General features: G+C 71.5%; 16 protein-coding genes. 9 read left to right on the forward strand and 7 right to left on the reverse strand.

Going from position 1 to position 17044, the window contains the following annotated elements:
• Positions 1-7: 7 nt before the first annotated feature.
• Complete coding sequence (gene draK / locus Sru02f_RS03360; RefSeq protein ID WP_109034583.1) at positions 8-1282, forward strand: two-component system sensor histidine kinase DraK; 1275 nt, start codon at positions 8-10, stop codon at positions 1280-1282.
• A gap of 25 nt (positions 1283-1307) precedes the next feature.
• Here draK and Sru02f_RS03365 read toward each other — a convergent pair whose 3' ends face one another.
• Positions 1308-1880, reverse strand: coding sequence for a GtrA family protein (locus tag Sru02f_RS03365; protein ID WP_109034581.1), 573 nt, complete (start codon positions 1878-1880; stop codon positions 1308-1310).
• Between the two features lie 84 nt (positions 1881-1964).
• Here Sru02f_RS03365 and Sru02f_RS03370 point away from each other — a divergent pair, with 84 nt between their 5' ends.
• From Sru02f_RS03370 to Sru02f_RS03385, 4 genes are all read left to right on the forward strand, one after another.
• Complete coding sequence (locus Sru02f_RS03370; RefSeq protein ID WP_109034579.1) at positions 1965-3200, forward strand: 5-(carboxyamino)imidazole ribonucleotide synthase; 1236 nt, start codon at positions 1965-1967, stop codon at positions 3198-3200.
• Positions 3197-3739 carry a 5-(carboxyamino)imidazole ribonucleotide mutase gene (gene purE / locus Sru02f_RS03375; RefSeq protein WP_109034577.1) on the forward strand — a complete coding sequence of 181 codons (543 nt, stop codon included), beginning with the start codon at positions 3197-3199 and terminating at the stop codon, positions 3737-3739. The genes Sru02f_RS03370 and purE overlap by 4 nt, the downstream gene beginning before the upstream one ends.
• 14 nt (positions 3740-3753) lie before the next feature.
• The gene (locus Sru02f_RS03380; RefSeq protein ID WP_109034575.1) at positions 3754-4956 is read left to right on the forward strand and encodes a dipeptidase; all 1203 of its coding nucleotides are present in this window, start codon (positions 3754-3756) and stop codon (positions 4954-4956) included.
• 118 nt (positions 4957-5074) lie between these two features.
• Complete coding sequence (locus tag Sru02f_RS03385; protein WP_109034573.1) at positions 5075-6205, forward strand: dipeptidase; 1131 nt, start codon at positions 5075-5077, stop codon at positions 6203-6205.
• Between the two features lie 12 nt (positions 6206-6217).
• On the opposite strand, the gene Sru02f_RS03390 is transcribed toward Sru02f_RS03385, so the two are convergent.
• Positions 6218-6610, reverse strand: coding sequence for a VOC family protein (locus Sru02f_RS03390; protein WP_109034571.1), 393 nt, complete (start codon positions 6608-6610; stop codon positions 6218-6220).
• Between the two features lie 30 nt (positions 6611-6640).
• The gene (locus Sru02f_RS03395) at positions 6641-7000 is read right to left on the reverse strand and encodes a VOC family protein (protein WP_109034569.1); all 360 of its coding nucleotides are present in this window, start codon (positions 6998-7000) and stop codon (positions 6641-6643) included.
• 111 nt (positions 7001-7111) lie between these two features.
• Between Sru02f_RS03395 and Sru02f_RS03400 the strand changes: the two genes are divergently transcribed.
• A complete protein-coding gene (locus Sru02f_RS03400) occupies positions 7112-7618 on the forward strand; it encodes a CGNR zinc finger domain-containing protein (protein ID WP_109034567.1) in 507 nt (168 codons plus the stop codon).
• A 106-nt stretch (positions 7619-7724) separates the two neighbouring features.
• Here Sru02f_RS03400 and Sru02f_RS03405 read toward each other — a convergent pair whose 3' ends face one another.
• Positions 7725-9068, reverse strand: coding sequence for a UDP-glucose dehydrogenase family protein (locus Sru02f_RS03405; protein ID WP_109034565.1), 1344 nt, complete (start codon positions 9066-9068; stop codon positions 7725-7727).
• 192 nt (positions 9069-9260) lie between these two features.
• Between Sru02f_RS03405 and Sru02f_RS03410 the strand changes: the two genes are divergently transcribed.
• Positions 9261-10418, forward strand: a complete 1158-nt coding sequence (locus tag Sru02f_RS03410; RefSeq protein WP_109034564.1) for an acyl-CoA dehydrogenase — start codon at positions 9261-9263, stop codon at positions 10416-10418.
• A 141-nt stretch (positions 10419-10559) separates the two neighbouring features.
• Positions 10560-11600, forward strand: a complete 1041-nt coding sequence (locus Sru02f_RS03415) for a vWA domain-containing protein (protein ID WP_109034562.1) — start codon at positions 10560-10562, stop codon at positions 11598-11600.
• 44 nt (positions 11601-11644) lie between these two features.
• Here the strand turns inward: Sru02f_RS03415 and Sru02f_RS03420 are convergent, their stop codons facing one another.
• A complete protein-coding gene (locus Sru02f_RS03420; RefSeq protein WP_030873063.1) occupies positions 11645-12211 on the reverse strand; it encodes an acyl-CoA thioesterase in 567 nt (188 codons plus the stop codon).
• A 119-nt stretch (positions 12212-12330) separates the two neighbouring features.
• Here Sru02f_RS03420 and Sru02f_RS03425 point away from each other — a divergent pair, with 119 nt between their 5' ends.
• Complete coding sequence (locus Sru02f_RS03425; RefSeq protein WP_174855190.1) at positions 12331-13611, forward strand: LCP family protein; 1281 nt, start codon at positions 12331-12333, stop codon at positions 13609-13611.
• 29 nt (positions 13612-13640) lie between these two features.
• On the opposite strand, the gene Sru02f_RS03430 is transcribed toward Sru02f_RS03425, so the two are convergent.
• Together Sru02f_RS03430 and Sru02f_RS03435 are read right to left on the reverse strand one after the other, a co-directional pair.
• Complete coding sequence (locus Sru02f_RS03430; protein ID WP_455431901.1) at positions 13641-15152, reverse strand: LCP family protein; 1512 nt, start codon at positions 15150-15152, stop codon at positions 13641-13643.
• Between the two features lie 198 nt (positions 15153-15350).
• The gene (locus Sru02f_RS03435; RefSeq protein ID WP_109034556.1) at positions 15351-17006 is read right to left on the reverse strand and encodes an LCP family protein; all 1656 of its coding nucleotides are present in this window, start codon (positions 17004-17006) and stop codon (positions 15351-15353) included.
• Positions 17007-17044: the final 38 nt, after the last annotated feature.

A 17044-nucleotide genomic window follows, 5' to 3' on the forward strand; every position in this document is an offset into this window, starting at 1 on the left:
AGAGGACATGCGCCGTCGACTGATCCAGTCCACGCTCGCCGTGGTGCTCGTGGTGATCGCCGTCTTCGGCGTCTCGCTCGTCATCGTCGAGACCCGGACCATCAGCAGCACGGCCCAGGAACGGGTCGACCTGGAAGCGGTGCGGCTGGCCAGCATCGTCGACAGCCGGCTCATCGGCACCGGTTCCGTCGACGAGGACTTCCTGCGGGAGCAGATCCGCGACGCCCGGTACGCCGTGATCCGCATCCCCGGCGAGCCGGTCGTCGAGGTCGGCAGCGAGCCGACCGGCGACGTCCTCCAGGGCAGGGCCACCGGCGAGGAGGGCGAGACGGTCCTCGTCGAGGAGCCCAGCTCCTCCGTCACCCGGGAGGTCGGGCGGACCCTGCTGATCATCGGCCTGGTGGCGCTGCTCGCGGTGATCGCCGCCGTACTGCTGGCGATCCGGCAGGCCAACCGCCTCGCCTCCCCGCTCACCGACCTCGCCGAGACCGCCGAGCGCCTCGGCTCCGGCGACCCGCGCCCCCGGCACAAGCGGTACGGCGTCCCCGAGCTGGACCGGGTCGCGGACGTCCTGGACTCCTCCGCCGAGCGCATCGCCCGGATGCTCACCGCCGAGCGCCGACTGGCCGCCGACGCCTCCCACCAGCTGCGCACGCCGCTGACCGCGCTGTCGATGCGGCTGGAGGAGATCACCCTGACCGACGAGCCGGAGACGGTGAAGGAGGAGGCGACGATCGCGCTGTCCCAGGTGGAACGGCTGACGGACGTCGTGGACCGGCTGCTCACCAACTCCCGCGACCCGCGCAGCGGCTCCGCCGTCACCTTCGAGCTGGACGACGTCATCCAGCAGCAGATCGCCGAATGGCGCCCGGCCTACCGCGGCGAGGGGCGGGCCATCGTCAGCTCCGGCAAGCGCCATCTGACGGCCGTGGGCACCCCGGGCGCCGTGGCGCAGGTGCTGGCCGCGCTGATCGAGAACTCCCTGATGCACGGCGGCGGCACGGTGGCCCTGCGGACCCGGGTGACCGGCAACCAGGCCGTGGTCGAGGTCACCGACGAGGGCCCCGGCGTCCCGGGCGACCTGGGGGCGCGGATCTTCGAGCGCGCGATCAGCGGGCGCAACTCCACCGGCATCGGCCTCGCCGTCGCCCGCGACCTCGCGGAGGCGGACGGCGGCCGCCTGGAGCTGCTCCAGGGGCGTCCGCCGGTCTTCGGGCTGTTCCTGTCCCGCACGCCGCCGTCGAAGAAGTCCCCGGGGGACGGCGACCAGACGGTGCGCTGAGCGCGCCGGAGGAGGGGGAAGCGGGTCAGCGGTGGCCGGCGGGGGCGCCGTCCGGGCGGGGGAGCGCGGCCGGGTGCTCGTGCTCCAGGAAGGTCTCCGCCCGCGTCACCGGCTCCCGGGCGGGCAGCGCGCGGAAGACCCAGCTGCGGTACGACCAGAAGCGGAACAGCGTGCCGATCCCGATGCCGAGGAACTTGAAGATGTTGCTCTGCAACGGGCTGTCCCAGCCGAACCCGTACGTCGCCGTGTAGAGCACGCCGTTCTCGATGACCAGGCCGATGGCGCTGAACAGCAGGAACAGCGACATCTCGCGGGTCCGGCCGCTCTTGTCGCGGTCGCGGTAGGTGAAGTACCGGAAGCCCACGTAGTTGAAGGCGATCGCGACGACCGTGGCGACGATGCTGGCCCGCACCACCTGGAGGTCGGTGGTGTGCCGTACGAAGTTGAAGACGAGGAGGTTCACCAGCACCCCCGCGCCGCCCACGGCGCCGAACTTCACGACCTCGCGCACGAGCCGGTCGACCCGTTCCCGCATTCCGGCGCGCGGCGCCGCAGGAGTGGCGGGAGCAGTCTGAGCACCCGAGGAACCATGTTCCATGGTCGTGCAGGCCCCCGTCCGTCGGTTGGCGTCAATCCGTTCATGCTAACCACCCGGACGCGCGATCTTCCTGCGGACGGACCCATGGGCCGCGGAACGGGCGGCCACAGGGGCCGGAAACGGCGGGTAAACAGGTGGGCTCCGCGCGGCCGATACGCTAGGGGTGTGACGTTCCCCGTAGTCGGCATGGTCGGCGGTGGCCAGCTCGCTCGTATGACACACGAGGCGGGCATCCCGCTCGGCATCAGGTTCAAGCTTCTCAGTGACACTCCCCAGGACTCTGCGGCGCAGGTCGTGAACGAAGTCGTCGTCGGCGACTATCGCGATCTGGACACGTTGCGCGAGTTCGCGCGCGGCTGTGACGTGATCACCTTCGATCACGAGCATGTGCCGACCGAGCACCTCAAGGCCCTGGAGGCGGACGGCATCCCCGTCCGCCCCGGTCCCGAGGCGCTCGTGCACGCCCAGGACAAGGGCGTGATGCGCGCGAAGCTCGTCGCGATCGGCGTGCCCTGCCCGCGGCACCGGATCGTGCGCGATCCGGCCGACGTGGCCGCCTTCGCGGCGGAGGGCGCCGTCGACGGCGGCGACGGCTTCCCCGTCGTCCTCAAGACGGTCCGCGGCGGGTACGACGGCAAGGGCGTGTGGGTCGTGGACTCGGTGGCGGAGGCGGCCGAGCCCTTCCGCGCCGGGGTGCCCGTGCTGGCGGAGGAGAAGGTCGACTTCGTCCGCGAGCTGGCCGCCAACGTGGTCCGCTCCCCGCACGGCCAGGCGGTGGCCTACCCCGTCGTCGAGTCCCAGCAGGTCAACGGCGTATGCGACACGGTGATCGCCCCGGCGCCCGACCTCGACGAGGCACTGGCCCTGCGCGCCGAGGAGATGGCGCTCGGCATCGCCAAGGAGCTGGGCGTCGTCGGCCACCTCGCCGTCGAGCTGTTCCAGACCCGCGACGGCCGCGTCCTCGTCAACGAACTGGCGATGCGCCCGCACAACTCCGGCCACTGGACCATGGACGGCGCGATCACCTCGCAGTTCGCCAACCACGTCCGCGCGGTCCTCGACCTCCCGCTCGGCGACCCGCGCCCGCGCGCCAAGTGGACGGTGATGGTCAACGTCCTGGGCGGCGACTACCCGGACATGTACTCCGCGTACCTGCACTGCATGGCCCGCGACCCGCAGCTCAAGATCCACATGTACGGCAAGGACGTGAAGCCCGGCCGCAAGGTCGGCCACGTCAACACCTACGGCGACGACCTGGACGACGTGCTGGAGCGCGCCCGTCACGCTGCCGGCTACCTGAGAGGCACGATCACCGAATGAGCCAGCCCAGCCCGGTGAGCCCGGTCGTCGGCATCGTCATGGGGTCGGACTCCGACTGGCCCGTCATGGAGGCCGCCGCCAAGGCCCTCGACGAGTTCGAGGTCCCCTACGAGGTCGACGTCGTCTCCGCGCACCGCATGCCGCACGAGATGATCGCGTACGGCGAGCAGGCCGCCGGACGCGGCCTCAAGGCGATCATCGCCGGGGCCGGGGGCGCCGCCCACCTGCCCGGCATGCTCGCCTCGGTCACACCGCTGCCGGTCATCGGCGTCCCGGTGCCGCTGAAGTACCTGGACGGCATGGACAGCCTGCTCTCCATCGTGCAGATGCCGGCCGGCGTCCCGGTGGCCACGGTCTCCGTCGGCGGCGCCCGCAACGCCGGTCTGCTGGCCGCCCGTATCCTCGCCGCCCACGACGAGGAACTGCTCGGCCGGATGCGCGAGTTCCAGCAGGACCTCAACGACCAGGCCACCGAGAAGGGCAAGCGGCTGCGCACCAAGGTCGAGGGCTCCGCGGCCGGCTTCGGATTCGGAAAGTGACGGAAGGGACGCGGATGACATCGCTGGAGAAGGCCCGGGAACTGCTGCGCGAGTTCCCCGTCGTCGACGGGCACAACGACCTGCCCTGGGCCCTGCGCGAGCAGGTCCGCTACGACCTCGACGCCCGGGACATCGCCGCCGACCAGTCCGCCCACCTGCACACCGACCTGGCCCGGCTGCGCGCCGGCGGCGTCGGCGCGCAGTACTGGTCGGTGTACGTCCGCTCCGACCTGCCCGGCGCGGTGACGGCGACGCTGGAGCAGATCGACTGCGTACGGCGGCTGATCGACCGCCACCCCGGGGAGCTGCGGGCCGCGCTGACCGCCGCCGACATGGAGGCGGCCCGCGCCGAGGGCCGTATCGCCTCCCTCATGGGCGCCGAGGGCGGCCACTCCATCGACGACTCACTGGCCACGCTGCGCGCCCTGTACGCGCTCGGCGTGCGCTACATGACGCTCACCCACAACGACAACGTCGCGTGGGCGGACTCGGCGACCGACGAGCCCGGCGTCGGCGGACTGTCGGCCTTCGGCCGCGAGGTCGTGCGGGAGATGAACCGCGAGGGCATGCTGGTCGACCTCTCGCACGTCGCGGCGACGACGATGCGCGACGCGCTGGACACCTCCACCGCGCCGGTGATCTTCTCGCACTCGTCCTCCCGCGCGGTGTGCGACCACCCGCGCAACATCCCGGACGACGTCCTGGAGCGGCTGTCCGCCAACGGCGGCATGGCGATGGTGACGTTCGTGCCGAAGTTCGTGCTCCAGGCCGCGGTCGACTGGACCGCCGAGGCCGACGACAACATGCGCGCGCACGGCTTCCACCACCTCGACTCCAGTCCCGAGGCGATGAAGGTGCACGCCGCCTTCGAGGAGCGCCTCCCGCGCCCCGTCGCCACGGTGTCGACGGTCGCCGACCACCTCGACCACATGCGCGAGGTCGCCGGCGTCGACCACCTCGGCATCGGCGGCGACTACGACGGCACGCCCTTCACCCCGGACGGCCTCGGCGACGTCTCCGGCTACCCGAACCTGATCGCCGAGCTGCTCGACCGCGGCTGGTCCCAGTCCGACCTGGCCAAGCTGACCTGGAAGAACGCCGTCCGGGTACTCGACGCCGCCGAGGACGTGGCCCGGGGGCTTCAGGCGACGCGGGGGCCGTCCAACGCCACCATCGAGCAGCTGGACGGCACGGCCGCCGAGCAGCCGGGAGGCTGAGCCGCCCCGCTTCCGGCCGGGTGGGGCGCGCGTACCCCCGAACGCCCCACCCACCAGGAAGCCCTTTCCGCTCCGTGCGACGGTGGCCGTACCTCACGACGACCGTACGGAGCCCGTCATGGCAGACCTCCAGGACGACCTGCACACCGGTACCGAGTCCGGTGGGCTCGACGACCTGCCCGTGCCGCTCGCCGCGGAGGCCTTTCCGCCGGAGCCCTACGCTCCGGTGTCCGATCCCGACGACGAGCCGCTGACCCGGGCGCACGCCGTGCTGGCCGCCCATCCGGTCGCCGACGGCTGCAACGGGCTGCCCTGGGCGCTCAGGCACCTGCCCTGGTACGACCTGGAGCTGGGCGAGAGCGCCGTCGACACCGACGTGCCGCGGCTGCGCGAGGGACACGTGGGAGCGCTGCTGTGGTCGCTGCACCTGCCCGAGTCCCTCGACGGGGACCGTGCGGTCGGCGCCACGCTGGAACAGCTCGACCTGGTCAAGACGGTCGTGCGGGCCCACCCGGAGGGGCTGCGCCTGGCGTACGACGCGGGGCAGGCCATCGACGCCCGCAACTGCGGCCGGGTCGCCGTGCTGCCCGGTCCCGCGGGCGCCGCCGCCCTCGGCGACCGCCTCGGCATCCTGCGCTCCCTGCACGCCCTCGGCCTGCGCGTCCTGACGCTGTCCGGGGTGAGCTGGGCGAGCGAGGCGGGGCTGACCCGGTTCGGCGAGGAGGTCGTCCGGGAGATGAACCGGCTCGGTGTCGTCGCCGACCTCTCCGGCGCCTGTGCGGAGACCATCCGGCGTACCTTCGCGGTGTCCAAGGCGCCGGCGCTGTGCACCCGGTCCGCCGCCCGTGCGCTGCGCCCGCACCCCGCGAACCTCCCCGACGACCTGCTGGTGGAGCTGGGCGCGGCCGGCGGCCTGTGCATGGTGCCGCTGACCGCCGAGCAGACCGGTCCGACGGTCCGGGACGTCGCCGACCACCTCGACCACGTCCGCACGGTGGCCGGGCCGCAGAGCGTCGGCCTGTCCGGCACCTACGACACCGGCACCGCGCACCCGCTGGAGCTGGGCGACCCCTCCTGCTACCCCCGGCTGGTCGCCGAACTGCTCAGGCGTGGCTGGGACGAGGCGGACGTGGCCCTGCTGACCTGGGGCAACGTCCAGCGGGTCCTGCGTGCCGCGGCCTTCACCGCGAAGGCGGCCCAGCTGCGCCGGGAGCCGTCCACGGCGACCATCGCCGACCTGGACGGATAGTCCGCGCGAGCGTCACGTGTGCTCGATCCGGCAGAGGCAGAACGGATGCCCCGCCGGATCGGCGTACACCATGAAGTCCTTCTCCTCCCGGTCCTCCAGGTCCAGCGGCCGGGCACCCAGTGCGAGCACCCGCTCGTGCGCGGCGTCCATCTCGGCCCAGGTCGCCCCGCCGTCGAAGTCGAGGTGGAACTGCTGGGCGTTGCGGTCGGAGCGCGGCCACTCGGGCGGGGTGAGGTCCGAGGCCCGCTGGAAGGACAGGCGGGGTCCGCCGGGAACCTGGAGGACCACCCAGTCCGGGTCCGCCTCGTCGGGCGTGCCGCCCCCGACCGCCGCGTAGAAGCGGGCCAGCTCACGGGGGTCGGGACAGTCGACGACGACGGAACGGAAACGTGCCGCGGGTGCCATGGAGGTCCTCCGAGTGCTCGTGGGCCGGGCTCAGCAGGCGCAGAGGCAGAACGGGTGCCCGGCCGGGTCGGCGTAAACCCGGAAGGTACGGGTGCGGTCCTCCGCGTCCAGCGGACGCGCGCCCAGCTCCAGCACCGCCTTCTCGGCCGCGTCCAGGTCCTTCACGTCGAGGTCGAGGTGGAACTGCTGCGAGTCGTCGGGCGCGGGCCACTTCGGCGGCACGAACCCGGGGGCCGCCTGGAAGGCCAGCGCCCTTCCGCCCGGCAGCTTCAGGTCGACCCAGTCGCCCTCGCCCTCGACGGTGCCGCCGAGCACGCCGGCGTAGAAGCGGGCCAGTGCACGGGGCTCGGGACAGTCCAGGACGACGGGACCCAGTTCGGCGACAGCCATGACTTCCTCCTTGAAGTACGCGGTCTTCGGTCACCGGCACGGTTACCGGCACTATGCGGGTAACCGGTAACGGTTACTGCATGCTGCCGCATTGGCGGTAACGTCGCAAGCATGAGTGAGAGATCGCCCGCACCGGGCGGCCTGGGCCTGGTCGAGACCCTGGTGAACACGCTGGACCTCGAGACGGGCGCCGACTCGCTGGACACCGGGGAGGGCCGGGCGCGGCTCGGCCTGACGCAGGACGACGTACCCGCGGCCCGTGAGCTTCGCGAGTCCCTGCGCGCGACCCTGCTCGCCCACGCCGGCCACCCGCCGCACCGCGCGGTGACCCCGCTGGGGGAGCTGCTGGCGGCCGCCCCGCTGGTCGTCGCCGTCGACCCGGCCGACGGCTCCGCCGCCCTCGCCCCGGCCGGGGAGGGCTCCCTGACCGCCTGCGTCGCCGCCGCCGTCGCCCAGGCACTGGTGGCCGGCACCTGGAGCCGCTTCAAGGCGTGCGAGGCCGCCGACTGCCACTGGGCGTACTACGACCGCAGCCCGGCGGGACGCGGCCGCTGGTGTTCCATGCAGGTGTGCGGGGCCCGCGCCAAGATGCGCCGGTACCGGGCCAAGGAGTCGTAAACACCGCCCGCTTCACCGGCCGGCCGGCCGCGCCCTGGGGCACAATGCGACCGACGCCGGTTCGGCCGACTGAGCCTCGGCCGAACCGGCGTCGTCCGTGCCGTCGTCAGGCGGTCGGGCGGCCCATCGCGCGGTACGTCCAGCCGGCCTTCCGCCACAGTGCGGGGTCCAGGGCGTTGCGCCCGTCCAGGATCACCCGGGCCGCCGCCGCCTCGCCCAGCACCTCGGGGTCCAGCTCGCGGAACTCCCGCCACTCGGTGAGGTGCAGGACCACGTCCGCACCCCGCACCGCCTCCAGCGCCGTGTCGGCGTAGCCGAGGGTCGGGAAGAGCCGCCGGGCGTTGTCCATGCCCTTGGGGTCGTACACCGTCACCTGGGCGCCCTGGAGGTGCACCTGCCCGGCGACGTTCAGCGCGGGGGAGTCCCGCACGTCGTCCGAGTCGGGCTTGAAGGTGGCGCCGAGCACCGCGACGCGCTTGCCGAGGAAGGGGCCGCCGCCCAGCGCCTGCCGGGTCAGCTCCACCATCTGGCCGCGCTGGCGCATGTTGATGGAGTCGATCTCGCGCAGGAAGGTCAGCGCCTGGTCGGCGCCCAGCTCACCGGCGCGTGCCATGAACGCCCGGATGTCCTTCGGCAGACAGCCGCCGCCGAAGCCGATCCCGGCCCGCAGGAACTTCTTCCCGATCCGGTCGTCGTACCCGATCGCCTCCGCCAGCTTGGCGACGTCGCCGCCCGCCGCCTCGCAGACCTCCGCCATCGCGTTGATGAAGGAGATCTTGGTGGCGAGGAAGGAGTTCGCGGCGGTCTTCACCAGCTCGGCCGTCGGGAAGTCCGTGACGACGAACGGCGAGCCCTCCTCGATCGGCGTCGCGTACACCTCGCGCAGCAGCCGCTCGGCCCGCTCGCTGCGCACGCCGACCACCAGGCGGTCGGGGTGCAGGGTGTCCTCGACGGCGAAGCCCTCGCGCAGGAACTCCGGGTTCCAGGCCAGCTCGGCCCCGTCGCCGGCCGGCGCGTGCTCGGCCAGGTAGGCCGCCAGCCGGTCGGCGGAGCCCACCGGCACGGTCGACTTGCCGACGACCAGCGCGGGGCCGGTCAGGTGCGGCGCCAGGGAGGCCAGCGCGGAGTCGACGTACGACATGTCGCAGGCGTACTCGCCGTGCTTCTGCGGGGTGTTCACGCACAGGAAGTGCACGTCGCCGAAGGCCGCGACCTCGGCGAAGTCGGTGGTGAAGCGCAGCCGCCCGCTGGAGCCCTCGATCCCGGCGACGTGCTTGCCCAGCAGCTCCCGCAGACCGGGCTCGTACATCGGGACCTCGCCCCGCTGGAGCATCTCGATCTTCTCGGGCACCACGTCGAGACCCAGCACCTCGAAACCGAGCTCGGCCATGGCCGCCGCGTGGGTGGCGCCGAGATAGCCGGTACCGATCACGGTGATCTTCAGGGCCATGGATGCGCTCCAGAGGTGTACGGCACGGTTGCGCGCCCGAGCATATCCGGGGCGCCGGAAAAGCCTTTCGAGGGCTTTGGTCCGGCTGTCGTCAAGCTCACCTATCCACGGACCGGCCGGGGCTCTAAAATTTGGGTTACTTAACGGTAGTTAGCGTGCCCAGCATCACAGCGTTTTGGAGCGTGAGACACCTTGGCCGGATCGGCTGACTTCGACCTGTACCGCACGTCCGAGGAGCACGACATGCTCCGGGACGCCGTCCGCTCGCTGGCCGAGGCGAAGATCGCGCCGTACGCCGCCGCCGTGGACGAGGAGGCGCGCTTCCCGCAGGAGGCCCTGGACGCCCTCACCGCGAACGACCTGCACGCGGTGCACGTCCCCGAGGAGTACGGCGGCGCGGGCGCCGACGCCCTCGCCACGGTCATCGTGATCGAGGAGGTGGCCCGCGCCTGCGCGTCCTCCTCCCTCATCCCGGCCGTGAACAAGCTCGGCTCGCTCCCGGTGATCCTCTCCGGCTCCGAGGAGCTGAAGAAGAAGTACATGACCCCGCTCGCCAAGGGCGACGGCATGTTCTCCTACTGCCTCTCCGAGCCCGACGCGGGCTCGGACGCGGCCGGCATGAAGACCAAGGCCGTCCGCGACGGCGACTTCTGGGTGCTCAACGGCGTCAAGCGCTGGATCACCAACGCCGGCGTCAGCGAGTACTACACCGTCATGGCGGTCACCGACCCGAGCAAGCGCTCCAAGGGCATCTCCGCCTTCGTGGTCGAGAAGTCCGACGAGGGCGTCTCCTTCGGCGCCCCGGAGAAGAAGCTCGGCATCAAGGGCTCCCCGACCCGCGAGGTCTACCTCGACAACGTCCGCATCCCCGCCGACCGCATGATCGGCGCGGAGGGCACCGGCTTCGCCACCGCGATGAAGACGCTGGACCACACCCGCATCACCATCGCCGCCCAGGCCCTCGGCATCGCCCAGGGCGCCCTCGACTACGCCAAGGGCTACGTCAAGGAGCGCAAGCAGTTCGGCAAGCCGATCGCCGACTTCCAGGGCATCCAGTTCATGCTCGCCGACATGGCCATGAAGATCGAGGCCGCCCGCCAGCTCACCTACGCGGCGGCCGCCAAGTCGCAGCGCGGCGACAGCGACCTCACCTTCCAGGGCGCCGCCGCCAAGTGCTTCGCCTCCGACGTGGCCATGGAGGTCACCACGGACGCCGTCCAGCTGCTCGGCGGCTACGGCTACACCCGGGACTACCCGGTGGAGCGCATGATGCGCGACGCCAAGATCACGCAGATCTACGAGGGCACCAACCAGGTCCAGCGCATCGTCATGGCGCGCAACCTGCCGTAGCGGCAGGGGTCTTGTCAGCGAGGGGCGTCCGCCGGCCGGGCGCCCCTCGCTCGTCGTGACCCGTTGTCAGTGGTGGGTGAGACGGTGGATCCATCGAGTCGGGAAGCCGCCGAGCGGCAATCGGTAAGAGGGGGAGCCGCCATGCCCAGGAGCCAGAACTACATCAACCACGTCGCTCTCGTGCTGGACGCCAGTTCGTCCATGCGGCGCCTCAGTCACAAGGTGGTCGAGGTCGCCGACCAGCAGATCGCCTACCTGGCCCGCCGGTCGCAGGAGCTGGACCAGGAGACCCGCGTCACGGTGTACGTCTTCGCCGACCAGGTGGAGTGCGTCATCTACGACAAGGACGTGCTGCGGATGCCGTCGCTGAAGCAGATGTACCGGGTCGGCGGCATGACGGCGCTGCTGGCGGCCACGCTCAAGTCGCAGCGGGAGCTGGCGCAGACGGCCCAGCTGTACGGCGACCACAGCTTCCTGACCTTCGTCCTCACGGACGGACAGGAGAACGTGAGCCACCGCTGCCCGGACGCCCCCGCCAGGGACCCGCGCGCACTGGTCGAGGCCGTGTCCCGGATGATCGAGACCCAGGCGGACAACTGGACGCTGGCCGTCCTCGTGCCGGACCAGATGGGCAAGCGCGAGGCCATGCAGTACGGGTTCCCGAAGGACAACATCGCCATCTGGGACGCCACGAGCACCCAGGGTCTCGAGGAGGCCGGGCAGGTCATCCAGGAGGCCACCGAGAAGTTCATGGTGGGGCGCACCAAGGGCATCCGCGGGTCGCGGGCCGTGTTCTCCACGGGCGGGGACGCGGTCAACAAGGACACCATCAGGGCGGCCGGCCTCACGCCGGTGGAGTCGTCGAAGTACCAGCTGATCGACGTCACCCGGGACGTGGCGATCCGCGACTGGGTCGTCGAGCGCGGGCACACCTACCGCACCGGTGGTGCCTTCTACCAGCTGAGCAAGTCGGAGAAGGTCCAGCCGAAGAAGCAGATATCGGTGCTGGAGAAGAAGACGGACCGGGTGTACACGGGGCCCGAGGCCCGCGCCCTGCTCGGCCTGCCGGACGTGGAGGTCCGCATCAAGCCCGACCACAACGACGAATTCACGATCTTCGTGCAGAGCACGAGCGTGAACCGGAAGCTCGTACCGAACACGCGGCTCCTGCTCATGCTCTGACGCCGCCGGCGCCGTGGATGTCCAGGTGGCGCCCCGGGCGGAGGTCAGTCCTCGTACCCCTCCGCCACCCGCCGCTCCCGCAGTTCCATGATCGCCCGGCGGCGGGCCAGGCGGTGGGTGCGGCGGATCTGGGCCTCCTGGTAGCGCCGCTTGTCCTTCTCGGTCTCGGGCAGCACCGGCGGCACCGTGCGCGGCTTGCCGTCGGCGTCCACGGCCGCGAAGACCAGGTAGGCCGAGCCGACCTGGGTGGCCGGGGTGGACTCGTTCCAGCGCTCGGCCAGGACCCGGACGCCCACCTCCATGGAACTGCGGCCGGTCCAGTTGACCTGGGCCTTCACATGGACGAGGTCGCCGACGCGGACCGGTTCGAGGAACGCCATCTCGTCCATGGACGCGGTGACGGCGGGTCCGCCGGAGTGCCGTCCGGCCACGGCGCCCGCCGCGTCGTCGACGAGCTTCATGATCACACCGCCGTGCACCGTGCCCAGAAGGTTGGTGTCGCTGTGCGTCATGATGTGACTGAGGGTGGTGCGGGACGCCGAGGTCGGCTTGCCCGGGATCTCCGGGGCCGTCGACTGCGCGGCCGAGGCCTGTTCTGCCTGGTCTGTCATGGCCTCCACCTTATGCCGGGACCACAGCGGCGTGATTTTGTGTCGGGTTCGCAACAGCACTGCCCTGATTTTCCGACATACCTTGTAACGCCCACAGGGCGGCCCGGCACACTGGGCGCATGAATGATTGGCCCGAGGGATGGTCCGGTGACAACCGCGGCAGCGGATACGGACGCGGCAGCGCGAGCGCGCGGCCCGAGAGCGCACGTGTGATGCGTCAGGTCCGCCGTGGCGCGACGCCGCCGCCCGGCCCGGGCCCGTCGGCCCCGCCGTACGGCGCCGGGGTGCCCCAGCAGCCGTCGTACACCGACGGCCAGGGGTACGGCGGCGACGGGTACGACAGCGGCTACAACACCGGCCAGGTCTACGGCGGCGGTGGCGGCGGCCAGGGCCCCGGCCGCCAGGTCCGGGACCGGCCCGCGCCGGACTGGCGCCGCCGGATCAAGTGGACCGCGATCACGGTGGTGACCGTGCTGGTCGTCACCACCGTCGGCACCTACTTCTGGGCCGACTCCAAGCTCAACCGCGAGGTCGACCTGTCCAAGGTCATCGAGCGGCCCGAGGCGGGCGAGGGCACGAACTACCTGATCGTCGGCTCCGACAGCCGCGAGGGCATGACCGCCGACCAGAAGAAGGACCTGCACACCGGCTCCGCCGAGGGCAAACGCACCGACTCGATGATGATCCTGCACACCGGGGACAACGGGTCGACGCTGATCTCCCTGCCCCGCGACTCGGACGTGGAGATCCCGAGCTTCGTCGGCTCCGAGTCCGGCAAGGAGTACCCGGGCACCGGCCGGCACACCAAGCTGAACGCCGCCTACGCCGAGGACGGCCCCGAGCTGCTCGTGCGCACCATCGAGCACAACACCGGGCTGCGCCTGGACCACTACGTGGAGATCGGCTTCGCCGGCTTCGCCAACATCGTGGACGCGGTCGGCGGCGTCGAGATGGACATCCCGCAGGACATCAAGGACAAGAAGTCCGGTGCCGACTTCAAGAAGGGCAAGCAGACCCTGAACGGCGAGGAGGCCCTCGCCTTCGTCCGCACCCGGTACGCGCTGGCCGGCTCCGACCTGGACCGCACCAAGAACCAGCAGAAGTTCCTGTCGGCGCTGGCGAGCCAGGTGGCCACCCCGTCGACGGTCCTCAACCCGTTCAAGCTCTACCCGACCATGGGCGCCGGCCTGGACTCCCTGATCGTCGACAAGGACATGGGCCTGTTCGACCTGGCGAGCATGTTCTGGGCGATGAAGAGCGTCAGCGGCGGCGAGGGCACCTCGATGAACATGCCGATCTCGGGCAGCGTCGGCGGCAACCTGAAGTGGGACGACGCCAAGGTGAAGAAGCTCGTCGAGGAGCTGAAGAACGACGAGAAGGTCACCGTCTCCGGGAACTGAGCGGGCGCGCGCCGGGGGCCCGGCGTGCCTCACTCCTTGCCGCAGACCACCTCGTCGCCCCGCACCACCGTTCCCGACTCCTGCGGCGGGTCGGCCGGCCGTACCTTCGCCACCTTCCCGAAGTCGGCGCCCGCGATCACCTTCAGCGTGGCGCCCTGCCCCTTGACCGGCTTCAGCTCGCTGCCGGGCAGCGCGGCGGCCAGTGACTTCGCCGACTGGTCCCAGCGCGGGTCGTAGGCGACGACGGTCCGCTCGACCGCCCGGTCCGCGGCGTTCCTCGGTGCCTTGGTGGTACGGAACCCGGTCGCGGCCAGCGCGTCGTCCACCCGCTTGCCGAGCCCGGAGGTGCGGGTGCCGTTCTCCACCTGGACGCGGATCTGCTTCGGGTCCACCGGGACCCGCACCGGCGCCGGGCCCTTCGGCCTCGGTTTCGGCGCGGCCAGCGGCTTGTCCTCGCGCAGGGCGTCGAAGAGCCGTTCCGACTTGGCCGGGTCCCACTTCAGCGTCGAACCGACGCCCTTGACGGCGTATCCCATCTGTCCGATCGGCACGGTGGTGAACTCGGAGGACGACGGCGAGAAGTTCCGCATCGCCCGCCCGAGCGTCAGCAGCTCGTCGGTGCCGAAGCCCTGGTCGGCCCGGACCGAGCCGAGCACGGCCCGGGTGACGTCGCGGAACTTCAGCGGGTTCAGCAGGATCCCCGAGGAGGTCGCCCGGTCGATCAGGGCGGCCAGGAAGCGCTGCTGGCGCTTCATCCGGCTCAGGTCCGAGGCGCCGTCGAGGTGGCGGGCCCGCACGTACTGCAGCGCCTGCCCGCCCATCAGGGTGTGGGAGCCCGCCGGCAGGTCGAGTCCCGTGTAGCTGTCCTTGAGCGGCTGGACCGTGCAGATCCGCACCCCGCCGAGGACGTCCACGGTCTTCATGAAGCTGGTGAAGTCGACCTCCAGATAGTGGTCGATCTTCACCCGGGTCATGTTCTCCACGGTGCGGATCGTCAGCTGCGGGCCGCCCTCGGCATAGGCCGCGTTCAGCTTGATCGGGTGTCCCTTGTGGTGCTCACCGGTGGTGCGGTCGGTGTGGCCGGGCGTCTCGGCGTACGAGTCGCGCGGCAGGCTGACCACGCTCGCGCGCTCCCGGTCCTCCGAGATGTGCACGATCATGATCGTGTCGGTGCAGTGGCAGGGGGCGCCGCCCAGCCGGTACTTGCGCCGCTCCTCGTCGGTGATCTCGTCCCGGCCGTCGGTGCCGACCATCAGGACGTTCATGCCGTCGCCCGCCCGCGGCCGGTTCTTCATGTCCTTGAACGCGTCGAACCGCGAGATGTCCGAGTCCAGACTCGAGAGCACCGCGTGCCCGATGCCGGCGGAGGCGAGCACCACCACCGACAGCGCGGTCACCGCCCGCATGGCCCAGCGCGGCTTCTTCCGCCGTACGGGGGGCCTCGGCGGCCGCCCGGACGGCCGGGGCCCGCCGCGCTGCGGCGGGGGCCCGCCCCGGTCGGTCGAGGCCGGGACCCGGGACGAGCGGGGCGGCGTGGGCAAGGGGAACACCTCCGCGGGGACGGGGCCCTGGGCGTGGAGCGTGAGGCCGTACGTGGGATTCGTGAGCACCGTAGGCCCATACGATCTCCTGCCCGGGGCGGTGGCCCCGCGGCGCGCACCCGTGTCCCCCGTTCGCGGTAACGGCAGCGCCGGTGAAGGCCGGGGTACCGGCGACGGCCCCGTCCGCGGTGACGGCGGTCAGGACCAGGTGAACGCCGGGTTCACATGCATGCAGGCGCTGTCGTCCGCGCCGTTGAGGGCCTCGGCCGACTCGGGGGTCCGGTCGTCGCTCTGCGGCGCCCGGTACGCCGTGTCCTCGCGCCAGTCGGCGCCCACGACGAGCGTGACGCCGGAGACGTCCGTCGACCGCTTCACCGAACTCGCCGGGAGGCCGAGGGACTTGGCGACGCGGCGGGCGTCGCCCTCCAGGTCGGCGCTCGGGTAGCGGATCACCGTACGGTCCTCGCTCGGCAGCACCGACGGGTCCGCGACCGCCTTCGTGAAGCCCCGTTCCACCAGGAGCCCGGTGACGGTGTTCGCGCGTCCGGGGGCCGTGCCCAGTTCGTCGGTGCGGGTGCCGTTGCGGACCTGCACCGCGATCTCGTCGTCGGGTGCGGCCGGGTCGGCCGGGAGCTCCGGCTCCGCGTCGGGCTTCTTCTTCGCGTCCTTGCCGTCCAGCGCGATGTCCTCGCGCACCAGCCGGAACAACTGCTCCGCGTCCTCGGTCGGCTCCACGCGGGCGCCCACGTACCGGTTGGGCATCGTGGTCATGGTGATGCGCTCGGGCTTCACCTTCCGCAGCTCGTTGCTGAGGTCGTACAGCTTCTTGACGGAGTCCAGGTCCGGGTCGACGGTGAGTGCCTCGGTGGCCTCCTCGGCGAGCCTGCGCAGCCTGTTCGGGCTGCTGAGGGTCGCGTTCTCGCGCAGCACCCGGACCATCGAGTTCAGGTACATGTGCTGGGCCTTGGCGCGCGCCAGGTCGCTGCCGTCCTCGAAGCCGTACCGGGTGCGCAGCCACTGCAGGGCCTGCTCGCCCTTGACCGGGTGCGTGCCCTTCTCCAGCTTCAGACCGGAGCCGTGGCCCCCGGCGTCGCGCGAGTGGATGTTGGCGTCCACGCAGACCGGGACGCCGCCGACGGCGTCCGCCATCGAGACGACGCCCGCGAAGTCGACCATCACGAAGTGGTCGATGTGGATGCCGGTCAGCTCCTGCCAGGTGGCCACCGTGCAGCCGGGACCGCCGTGGCCGAGGCTCTGGTTGGTCATCACCCGGCCCTCGCTCGCCGGATAGACCTCGCCGTCGTCCGGGTCGGTGCACTTGGGTATCTCGAGCAGGGTGTCGCGCGGCATGCTGACCACCGACATGTTGCTGCGGTCCGCGGACAGGTGCACCAGCATCTGCACGTCCGCCAGCGGCGTGGAGCCGAACGTCTCGCGGGCGCCGCCGAGTTGCTGGTTCTCCTCGCTGTCCCGGGCGTCCGAGCCGATGACGAGGATGTTCAGCGGGGTCTGCCCGGCCGCGTTCGGCGTCGGCTTGGCGACCTTGTTGTCGCCCAGGTTCAGGGCGTCCTGCTTGATGTTGTCGTTGAGGTGCTCGTAGTAGAGGTAACCCGCTCCGGCCGTGCCGGCCAGGACCACGGCGAGCACCACCGCGGTCCAGCGCAGGACCCGCCGTCGCCGGCGCCGACCGGGGGCGCCGGGCTCGCTCCCGGTGCCGTCCTCGGTGCCGTCCTCGGTGTCGTCCTTGGCATCGTCGACACCGTTGTCGCCGTCCCCCCGGACGGTGTCCGCACGTTCGGGGGCGTCTGCCGCGCCCTCGTCCGTGTCCTCCCCCTGCACACTGCTCCGCGTCACTTCCGCGTCCCTCCCCGCCCCCGGGCCACCGCGTGGGC

The organism is Streptomyces rubrogriseus, assembly GCF_027947575.1.
In the GTDB taxonomy this organism is placed as follows: Bacteria; Actinomycetota; Actinomycetes; order Streptomycetales; family Streptomycetaceae; genus Streptomyces; species Streptomyces rubrogriseus.